9 protein-coding genes are annotated in these 9816 nt (G+C 67.0%); 3 read left to right on the forward strand and 6 right to left on the reverse strand.

The features are described from left to right. Positions 1 to 168: 168 nt before the first annotated feature. Both FJ311_14545 and FJ311_14550 read right to left on the reverse strand, forming a co-directional pair. Positions 169 to 987 carry a formate/nitrite transporter family protein gene (locus FJ311_14545; protein MBM3952658.1) on the reverse strand — a complete coding sequence of 273 codons (819 nt, stop codon included), beginning with the start codon at positions 985 to 987 and terminating at the stop codon, positions 169 to 171. 2 nt (positions 988 to 989) lie between these two features. Next, positions 990 to 1775: a pyrimidine 5'-nucleotidase gene (locus FJ311_14550; protein MBM3952659.1), complete on the reverse strand. Its 786-nt coding sequence runs from the start codon at positions 1773 to 1775 to the stop codon at positions 990 to 992. Positions 1776 to 1920: 145 nt separating this feature from the next. On the opposite strand from FJ311_14550, the gene FJ311_14555 reads away from it, so the two are divergent. From FJ311_14555 to FJ311_14565, 3 genes are read left to right on the forward strand one after another with little or no spacing between them, the layout of a single operon-like run. Then, positions 1921 to 3624, forward strand: coding sequence for a diguanylate cyclase (locus tag FJ311_14555; GenBank protein MBM3952660.1), 1704 nt, complete (start codon positions 1921 to 1923; stop codon positions 3622 to 3624). A gap of 4 nt (positions 3625 to 3628) precedes the next feature. Beyond that, positions 3629 to 4900: a DUF2336 domain-containing protein gene (locus FJ311_14560; protein ID MBM3952661.1), complete on the forward strand. Its 1272-nt coding sequence runs from the start codon at positions 3629 to 3631 to the stop codon at positions 4898 to 4900. Between the two features lie 28 nt (positions 4901 to 4928). Further along, positions 4929 to 6260 carry a DUF2336 domain-containing protein gene (locus FJ311_14565; protein MBM3952662.1) on the forward strand — a complete coding sequence of 444 codons (1332 nt, stop codon included), beginning with the start codon at positions 4929 to 4931 and terminating at the stop codon, positions 6258 to 6260. A 9-nt stretch (positions 6261 to 6269) separates the two neighbouring features. Here the strand turns inward: FJ311_14565 and argB are convergent, their stop codons facing one another. The 4 genes from argB to yidC all read right to left on the reverse strand — a co-directional run. After that, on the reverse strand, positions 6270 to 7205 hold the full coding sequence (gene argB / locus FJ311_14570) for an acetylglutamate kinase (protein ID MBM3952663.1): 936 nt from the start codon (positions 7203 to 7205) through the stop codon (positions 6270 to 6272). A gap of 181 nt (positions 7206 to 7386) precedes the next feature. Continuing rightward, positions 7387 to 8028, reverse strand: coding sequence for a YihA family ribosome biogenesis GTP-binding protein (locus FJ311_14575; protein MBM3952664.1), 642 nt, complete (start codon positions 8026 to 8028; stop codon positions 7387 to 7389). Next, positions 8025 to 8225, reverse strand: coding sequence for a hypothetical protein (locus FJ311_14580; protein ID MBM3952665.1), 201 nt, complete (start codon positions 8223 to 8225; stop codon positions 8025 to 8027). The genes FJ311_14575 and FJ311_14580 overlap by 4 nt, the downstream gene beginning before the upstream one ends. A gap of 54 nt (positions 8226 to 8279) precedes the next feature. Beyond that, a partial coding sequence (gene yidC, locus FJ311_14585) for a membrane protein insertase YidC (GenBank protein MBM3952666.1) occupies positions 8280 to 9816 on the reverse strand: 1537 nt, incomplete at its 5' end.

Here is a 9816-nt window from a genome sequence, read left to right on the forward strand (position 1 = left end):
CCGAACCATCCCATCTGCTTGCCGCCGAACAGCAGCGCTCCGGGCGCCAGCACCAGCAGCACGACGATCCACGCCACCCGCCGGGTCAGGCCGAGCGCGGCGAGCCACGCGGGCCGGGTTTCGGGCCGTTCGTTACGTTCCGTTTCGCTCATGGTTCGATCCTCGGTCTCAACCGCCCGCGCGCCCGCGCAAGTATATAACGTAATAGGTCGCGGCGACGAAGACCCCGCCGCCGACGATGTTGCCGAGCGTCACCGGCACCAGATTGGCGACCAGCGCCGCCGATACGCCGGATTGGAGCCCGCCCGCCAGCGCGCCCGCCGGAATGAAATACATGTTGGCGATCGAGTGTTCGAAGCCGAGCGCGACGAAGGCCGCGATCGGAAAGAGGATAGCGAAGACCTTGTCGATCACCGAATGGGCGGCGAAGCAGAGCCACACCGCAAGGCAGACCAGCGTATTGCACAGGATGCCCTTGCCGAACGCCGTCCAGAACGGCAGCGCCGCCTTGGCTTCGGCCACCGCGCGGGCGGTCGCGCCGACCGCGCCGCCGTCAAGGGCGAACAACCCGCCGACATGGGCAAGCCCGGCCATCGCCGCCGCGCCGGCGAAGTTGCCGACGTAGGCGATGCCCCAGTTGCGCAGCAACGCCGGCGTCGCGACCTTGCCGGCGGCCCAACCCATCACCATCAACACGTTGCCGGTGAACAGTTCCGCGCCGCCGATCACGACCAGAATAAGGCCGAGCGAGAACGCGACCCCGCCCAATACACGGGTCGGGCCAAAGCCCAATTGGCTTCCGGTGACCGCGACGGTGAAGAACATGGCGCCGAAGGCGATGAACGCCCCCGCCAGCACCGCGAGCGCGAACAGGGGCAGCGTCGACAGGCCGGCCTTGGCGATGCCGACTTTTTCCACGCGGAGCGCGATTTGATCTGGAGTATAGGCGTCGAAAAACGAGGGCGGGAGCGGCGCGGGGTCGGTCATGGTCAACCTCGTTCGGAACGCTTCTTTTGGCGCGCGCGGGGAATCTTCGAATCGCCCGCCTGTCGGCGGGACCGCGCGTCGGTCAAGCGGACGAGCCACGGGACGAGATCGTCGACCACGTGATCGACCGCGGCAAGAACATCGGCGTCCGGCGGATCGAGGCCGTCGGCGGGACGGCCGGCGCCGCCGCGAACCCAAATCGTGGTCATGCCGATCTCGGCCGCCGGCACCAGGTTGCGGGCGATATCCTCGACCATCGCGGTCGCGCGCGCGGCGAGCCCGTGGCGGCGCACCAGGGCGTCGTACACGCGCGGCTCGGGCTTCGGCACGTAATCGGCGTCGGCGATGTCGAACACCGCCTCGAAATGGCGCGCGACGCCGATCCGCTCCATCACCCGCTCGGCGTGCGCGGTCGAGCCGTTGGTGAAAATGATCTTGCGGCCCTCGAGGCGGCCGAGGGCCCGGTCGAGCGCCGGGTCGGGCCGGATCGCCGACAGATCGATGTCGTGGACGTAGGCGAGGAACGGCTCCGGATCCATGCCGTGACGGCTCATCATGCCGCGCATGGTGGTGCCGTGGTCGCGGAAATAAGTCTTTTGCAGCCGGAAGGCGGCGTCGGCGTCGAGGCCGAGATAGCGCGCCACGTAATCGCGGATGCGGACCTCGACCTGGGCGAACAGCCGGCAGCTCGCCGGATAGAGCGTGTTGTCGAGATCGAACACCCACGCCTCGATTCGGGAGAGATCGGGCGGGGAGGACGCGGGGGTCGGTTTCGCCGGGGGGGCCATGGCGCAAAAGTGCGGCGCGAACAGCGCCCTGGCAAGGGGTGCTTCCGACCCCTGGGGCAGGTTCCTACTGGCGCTATAATCGGGCCTTGGATATGGTGCGCCCCCGCGCGTACCCCATTCGAACCGGAAGTGAGACAGAATTCCCGTGGGCAATACGCCTCGATCAACGCCTTCCTCGGACGCCCCCTCCCCGAACGCCGACGCGGACGCAAGCCGCGTCCTCGAGGGATATCCCGGCGCGGCGCTGCGGGTGGATGCGGACGGCCAGGTGCGCGCGGCCAACGCCAAGGGCCTCGGCTTGAAGGCGCTGCTCGAGCGCGATGCCATCCCCGATGCGCGCCTGCTGATCGATCGGGCGGCGCGCGAGGGCGCCATCGCCGCCGGCACGATCAAGCTGCAGGGCGCCGAGGGCGAGGTGGTGATCGAGGTCGCGGTGGTGCCGGACGTGAATACAGGGAGCGCGGGCGGCGGCGCGATCGTGCTCGCGCGCGACCTGACCATGGAGCGCAACCTGCGCACCGCCCTGGTCGAATCGCGCCAGCGTTACAAGGACCTGGTCGAGGTATCGAGCGATTTCACCTGGGAAACCGACGAGGCGGGCCGTTTCGCCTTCGTCACGCCCAAGGGCGCGCTCGGCTATTCGGCCGAGGAATTGGTCGGCCGCGCGGCGGCCGAATTGGTCTTCAATCCGGAGGATTTTTCGCCGCTGCCGTTCGTCACCCAGCGCGAAGTCGACAACATCGAAATCTGGATGGTCCGCAAGGACGGTTCGCACGCCTGCGTGCTGTTGGCGGCGCGGCCCGTTTCCGACGCGGCCGGGGTCTGGCACGGCGCGCGCGGCGTGTGCCGCGACCTGACCGAGGAGCGCGAGCGCGAATCGGCGCTGGCGCGGGCGCGCCAGCGCGAGCAACTGCTCGGCTACATCGTCGGCAATATCCGCGACGAGGTCGATCCGTCCAACATGCTGACCGCGGCGGCGTCCGCCACGGGGCGCGCGCTCGGCGCCGCGGGTTCGCGCATCTACCGGCGCGGCTCGGACCAACGCATCAAGGTCGGCGCCTATTACGGCGGCGAAGCGCCGGAGGGGCTCGACGATTTCGTCGCCACCCATACCGGCGACAAGGGGGTCGAGACCATCGCCCTCGGCGACGCTTCGGTCCTGATCGCGCCGACCAAATACCGCAACGAGGTCAACGGCGCGGTCACCATGTGGCGCGTCAAGGACCGCGAGCCCTGGGACGACGATCATCGCCTGCTGATCCACGACGTCGCCAACCAGCTCGGCATCGCCAACGAGCAGCTCGCCAACCACGAGCGGATCGTGATGTTGTCCTTGACCGACGGCATGACCGGTCTGCTCAACCGCCGCGCGTTTTTCGAAGAAGAGCTCCCGCGCCGCTTCGCCCGTCTGCGGCGCAACAAGCAATGGGCCGCCATGTTTTACGTCGACATGGACAACTTCAAGAGAGTCAACGACGTGCACGGCCACCAGCGCGGCGACGAGGCGATCATGGCGTTGCGCGATTTGATGCGCGAGTATTCGCGCCCCGGCGACGAGATCGCGCGGCTCGGCGGCGACGAATTCGCCATGTGGCTCGACAACATTTCGCCCGAGGTCGCCACCAAGCGCGCCGAAACGTTGATCAAGGCGAGCGAACGGTTACGCAAGTATTCGGGCCATCCCGATCATCCGCTCGGCATCTCGGTCGGCATCGCGCTCTACGATCCGGCCACCGACGAGCCCCTCGAAAACCTGCTCGCCCGCGCCGACGAGGCGATGTACACGATCAAACGCGCCGGCAAGGGCGGCTACCGCATCGCCCCGCCGCCCGCCGTCAAGACCGAATGAACCGATGCCCGCCGCCGTCGCCCCCCTGACCTACGAGCAGGCCCGCGAAATGGCCGCGAGCCGGGACAAAAGCGTGCGCGAGCAACTCGCCAAACGCGCCGACCTGCCGCCCGAGATTCTCTATTACCTGGCCGAGGACGATACCGCCTCGGTCCGACGCGCCGTCGCCGGCAACGCGGCCGCGCCGCATCAAACCCACATGAAGCTCGCCCAGGACTCGGATTCCAACGTACGCTGCGACCTGGCGGCGAAGATTTCCCGCGTCCTGCCCGACCTCGCCCCCGACGAACAGGACAAGATCCGCCAATCGGCGAACGACGCCCTGCGCGCGCTCGCGCGCGACCAGATCGTCGCCGTCCGCCAGGCGTTGGCGGAAGCGCTCAAGGACGTCGCCGGCGCGCCGCCCGACGTGATCAAGACGCTGGCCCGCGACGCCGAAAGCGCCGTGGCGATGCCGGTCCTGCAGTATTCGCCGGTTCTCAGCGACGAAGACCTGATCGAGATCATCCGCTCCGGCCCCGCCGCCGGCGGGTTGAACGCCATCGCGCGCCGCAAAACGGTCGGCGAAAAGGTTTCGGACGCGATCGCGGCGACCAACGATTCCTCCGCGGTCGCCGACCTGCTCGGCAACAAAGGCGCCCAGATCCGCGAGGAGACTCTCGACCGCCTGATCGACCAATCGGCCGACGTGGCGTTGTGGCAGGCGCCGCTGGCGACCCGGCCCAAACTGTCGCCGGGCGCGGCGACCAAGCTCGCCCACATGCTCGCCGACAACGTGCTGCAGATGTTCAGCCGGCGCACCGATCTCGACCCGAAGACGGCGGCCGCGGTCAAGGACGCGGTGCACCAACGCCTCGGCGGCGGCGCGACCGCCAAAAAGCCCATGATGGCGACCGATCCGATGCGCGACGATCCGCCGTTCGAGCTGATCAACGGTATGTACGCCGCCGGACGGCTCAACGCCGCCGCGATCGACAAGGCGTTGCAATCGAACGATTTTCCGTTCGCGCTCGGCGCGCTGTGCATGCTCGCCGAGGTCGATCTCAAGACCGGGCGGCGGATTCTTTCGGAAAAAAACGCCAAGGCGATGACGTCGCTGGTCTGGAAAGCGGGCATGCCGATGAAGACCGCCGTCCTCGCCCAGCAGCGGCTGGCGGGCGTGGCGCCGGCCGAGGTGATCAAGCCGATTCTCGGCGACGCCTATCCGCTCGGCGACGACGAAATGCTTTGGCAGATCGAATTCTATGCCAAACTCGCGGCGGCGCAGCACGACTGACGGGGCGCCGGATCGACGGAGAGACCGCATGATCGGAAAATGGTTCAAGGGCAATGACGCCGAAAAAGACTCGGCGGCCGCCGACCTGCCCGATACGCTGAACTACGAAGAATCGCGCGATCTTGCTCGCCACGAGGACGTGAACGTGCGCCGCGCGCTGGCAAGCCGCGCCGATCTCAAGCCGGAAATTCTCTATTACCTGGCCGAAGACACCGAACCGGCCGTGCGGCGCGCCATCGCCGGCAACGCCGCCGCGCCGATGCACGCCGATCTGCTGCTCGCCCGCGACAAGGACGAATCGGTGCGCGGCGATCTGGCCTCCAAGATCGCCAAACTCGCGCCCGGCCTGAGCGCGGAAGAGCAGGACCGCGTTCGCAAGATGGCCTACGAGGCGATCGAGATTCTCGCCCGCGACCAGGCCGCGCGCGTCCGCCAGGCGCTGTCCGAAGCGCTCAAGGATTATGCCGACGCGCCGCCCGCGATCATCCGCCAACTCGCGCGGGACGCCGAGTTGATCGTCAGCGAGCCGGTGCTGTCGTTTTCGCCGGTGCTGACCGACGAGGACCTGATCGAAATCATCGCCGGCAATCCGCCGCAAGGCGCCCGCGCGGCCATCGCCCGGCGCAAGGATTTGCGCGAGAAGGTGTCGGACGCCATCGTCAACGCCAACGACACCGACGCCATCGCCGCGCTGCTCGCCAATCACAGCGCGCAGATTCGCGAGGAAACGCTCGATCGCATCGTCAGTCGCGCGATCGACATCGAAACGTGGCACGCGCCGTTGGTGGCCCGGCCGGTGCTGCCGCGCAAGGCCGCCATCCGCATCGCCCGCTTCGTCGCCGACAGCCTGATCGACCAGCTCGAGGAGCGTCAGGACCTCGCCAGCGACGTGCTGGAGGAAATCCGCGCCGTCGTGCAAAAACGGATCGAGGACGGCGATCTGCCCGATCCCTCCAAGAAGAAAGGCAAGGCCAAGGCGGAACCCGAGGAATCGGCGGACGAGGCGCTCGAACGCGCCCGCCAGCTGATGAAGCAGGGCCGCCTCGGCGAGGATGCGATCGCCGCTTCCGCACGGGGCGGCAACCGCGCCTTCGTCATCGCCGCGCTCGCGGTGCGATCGAAGCTCGACGGCGCGATCGTCGAGCGGGCGTTCCACGACAAAAGCGCCAAGGGCGTCGCGGCGGTGGTCTGGAAGGCGGGACTGTCGGCCCGGCTCGCCGAGCAGATTCAGAGCAAACTCGCCGCCATCGGCCCGCGCGATGTTTTGCGCGCGCGCGAGGACGGCGGCTACCCGCTCGGCGTCGACGATCTGGAATGGCAGATCGGATTTCTCGTCGACCTGGTGAAGCAGAAGCGCTGAGCGGGGATTTCAGCCGGCGCGGATCAGGGTGCCCGCGCCGCGTTCGGTGAACAGTTCCAGCAACACCACGTGCGGGACGCGGCCGTCGAGAACGACCGCGCCTTCGACCCCGCCCGCGACCGCGGCGAGGCAGGTTTCGACCTTGGGGATCATGCCGCCCGAAATGGTGCCGTCCTTGATCGCGGCGCGGACATCCTTGGCCGTCATCTCGGGGATCAGGCTCTTGTCGCGGCCGAGCACGCCCTTGACGTCGGTCAGCATGAACAGGCGCACCGCGCCGATCGCCGCGGCGATCGCGCCGGCGACCGTGTCGGCGTTGATGTTGAGCGTCTCGCCGCCTGAGCCGAATCCGATCGGCGCAATCACCGGGATGATGTCGGACTGCTCGAAGGAGCGCAGGATGTGCGGCGTGATTTCCTTCGGCTCGCCGACCAGGCCGAGATCGAGGGTGCGGATTTTCTTCGATCCGGGATCGCGTTTGACGCGCTTGACCCGTTCGGCGCGCACCAGATGGCCGTCCTTGCCCGAAAGGCCGACCGCGAAGCCGCCCGCATCGTTGATCGCCTGCACGATCTGCTTGTTGACCAAACCCGACAACACCATTTCGGCGACGTCCATGGTCGCCCGATCGGTGACGCGCAGACCGTCGACGAAGGTGCTTTCGATCTTGAGGCGCTTCAGCATGTCGCCGATCTGCGGCCCGCCGCCGTGCACCACCACCGGCCGGATGCCGACTTGGCGAAGCAGCACGATGTCGCGCGCGAACAGATGCGCGAGACGCTCCTCGCCCATGGCGTGGCCGCCGTACTTGATGACGAAGGTCTTGCCGGCGTAGCGCCGGATGAAAGGCAGCGCCTCGTGCAGGACCGCCGCCTTCGCGAGCATGGATTTCTCCAGCTCGGGCGAGAGCGGTTTCGACGACGATTTGCCTTTCTTCGCGCTCATGGCGTCCTCGCTTGGGCGGCGGGACTTTAGTACTCGGAATCACGGATGCCAAGCACACCCCCCACCCTAACCCTCCCCCGCAAGGGGGGAGGGAACCCTGAATTAAATCTCCCTCCCCCTCGATGGGGGAGGGATGGGGTGGGGGTGCTATTATCCTCTCCGGTCGGTATTGGCCGAAATCCTACGCCCTCGCCAGCGCCGCGAGGTGCGCCCGGAGTTCGGGTACGCCCAGGCCCGCGCGCGCGGAGGTGACGAAGACGCGCGGGAAGGCGGCGACGTGGGTCTTGGCCTCGGCCGCGGCGGCGGCGCGGTGCGCGCGCAGGACCGCGTCCGCAACCGCGTCGGCCTTGGTCAGGACCAGCGCGTAGGATTGGCCCGACCGGTCGAGCACCTTCATCGCCGCGCGGTCGGAATCCTTGACGCCGTGGCGCGCATCGATCAGCAGGCACACGCGCCTCAGTTCCGCCCGCCCGCGCAGGTAGCCGTCGGCGAGGCGGGCGATCCCGGCCATTTGGCCCTTGGACGCGCGGGCAAAACCGTAGCCGGGAAGATCCGCGAGCATCAGCCGACCGCCCAGATCGAAGAAATTGATCTGGCGCGTGCGGCCCGGCCGGGACGAGACGCGCGCCAGCGCGCTTCGCCCGACCAGGGCGTTGATCAGGCTCGACTTGCCGACGTTGGAACGGCCGATGAACGCGACTTCGGGCCCGGCGCCCATCGGAACGGAAGAGACTTTCGCCGCGCCGGCGACGAAGCGGCACGGGCCCAAAAACAGCCGCCGCCCGGATTCGACGTCCTCGGCTGCGTCGTCCGCGCCGCTCACGTGTTTTTTTTCTTTTTTTTCTTCGCCGCTTCGGCCTCGCTCATCCGCCGAAGGGTGTCCTGCAGCATCTGAAAGGCCATGTCGCAGCTTTCGCCGACAAAATCGTGATAGCCATCGGGCGTCGGCTTGCAATGTTCGCCGAGAAACCGCTCGAGGTCCTTGCTGATGCGCTGCAGCTCCGTCTTGCGTTGACTCATGCCGTCCTCCCGCGTTTGCGGGAGAATTATAGCGCGCCTCGCCCGATCCAGCGATCAGCTGATCTGGACCCCCATCCGGCGCATGATGACCCACTGCTGAGCCATGGACAGCACGTTGTTCCACGCCCAGTAGATGACCAAACCGGCGGGAAAACTGGCCAGCATGTAGGTGAATATCCACGGCAGCAGCATGAACATCTTGGCCTGGATCGGATCGGTCGGCTGCGGGTTCATCTTCTGCTGCAGCCACATGGTGACGCCCATGATGATCGGCCACACGCCGACCATCAGGATCGCGGGCGGTTGCCACGGGATCAGGCCGAACAGGTTGAAGATGGTGGTCGGGTCGGCATCCGACAGATCGACGATCCAACCGTAGAACGGCGCGTGGCGCATCTCGATCGTCACGTAAAGCACCTTGTAGAGCGCGAAGAAAACCGGAATCTGCACCAGGATCGGCAAACAGCCGGCGGCCGGGTTGGCGTTCTCGCGCTTGTAGAGCGCCATCAGCTCCTGGTTCATCCGTACCTTGTCGTTGAGGTAGCGTTCGCGCAGTTTCATCATTTCCGGCTGCAGCTTCTTCATCTTGCTCATCGCCACGTAGGATTTGTTGGCGAGCGGAAAGAAGAGAAGCTTGATGACCACGGTCAGCAGCAGAATGGCGATGCCGAAGTTGCCCGCGAGCTTGTTGAGCCAGATCAGCGCGTAGAAAATCGGCTTGGTCAGGAAGTAGAACCAGCCGAAGTCGATGGCGAGATCGAAGCGCGGAATTTTGTACTGCTCGCCGTAGCTGTCGAGCAGGGCGAGCTCCTTGGCGCCGGCGAACAAAAGCGTGCGGGTTTCCGCCGCGCCGCCCGGCGCGGCGGCTTGGGCGGCCTGCAGGAAATCGGTCTGGTAGCGATCCTCGTTGCCTTCCTTGCGGTGAAGAAAACGGTGCGTCGCCTCGCTCCCCTGATCCGGAATCAAGGCCGCGAGCCAATACTTGTCGGTGATGCCCGACCAGCCGCCCATGGACTTGTCCTGTTCGGTGCCCTTTTTGCGCAGGTCGGAATAGGTCGTTTCCTTGAGCGTGTCGTGCAGCACGCCGAGCGGGCCTTCGTGCAGAATGTAGATGTCGGAGACCGCCGGCGTGCCGGAACGCGCGAGCAGGCCGTAGGGAAAGACCGTCGCCGGATTGGACCCCGCGTTAATCACCCGCTGTCGGACCGTAAACATATAGTTCTTGTCCACGGCGAGGTGCAGCTCGAAGCGCAGACCCTGGCCGTTGTCCCAGGAGAGCACGACCGGGCTGTCCGGAGTGAGACGCGGGCCGTTCGCGCTCCAAAGCGTATCCGGCCCCGGCACCGCGACACCCTCGGCACCGACCCAGCCGAACTGGGCGTAATAGGCTGACTTGTGGCCCTTGGGCAGGAACAGCGCCACGGGCGCGCCCTTGCGGCCGGGCTTCTCGAAAAATTGCGTCAACACCAGATCGTCGAGCCGGGCGCCTTGGAGCGCGAACGAGCCCTTGAGGGTCGGGGTTTCGATTGCGACGCGCGGGCCGACGGCCAGGGCGACGGACGGCGCCTGGGCGGCGGGTGCCGCGGGCGCC

This window comes from Rhodospirillales bacterium, assembly GCA_016872535.1.
GTDB lineage: Bacteria > Pseudomonadota > Alphaproteobacteria > Rhodospirillales > 2-12-FULL-67-15 > 2-12-FULL-67-15.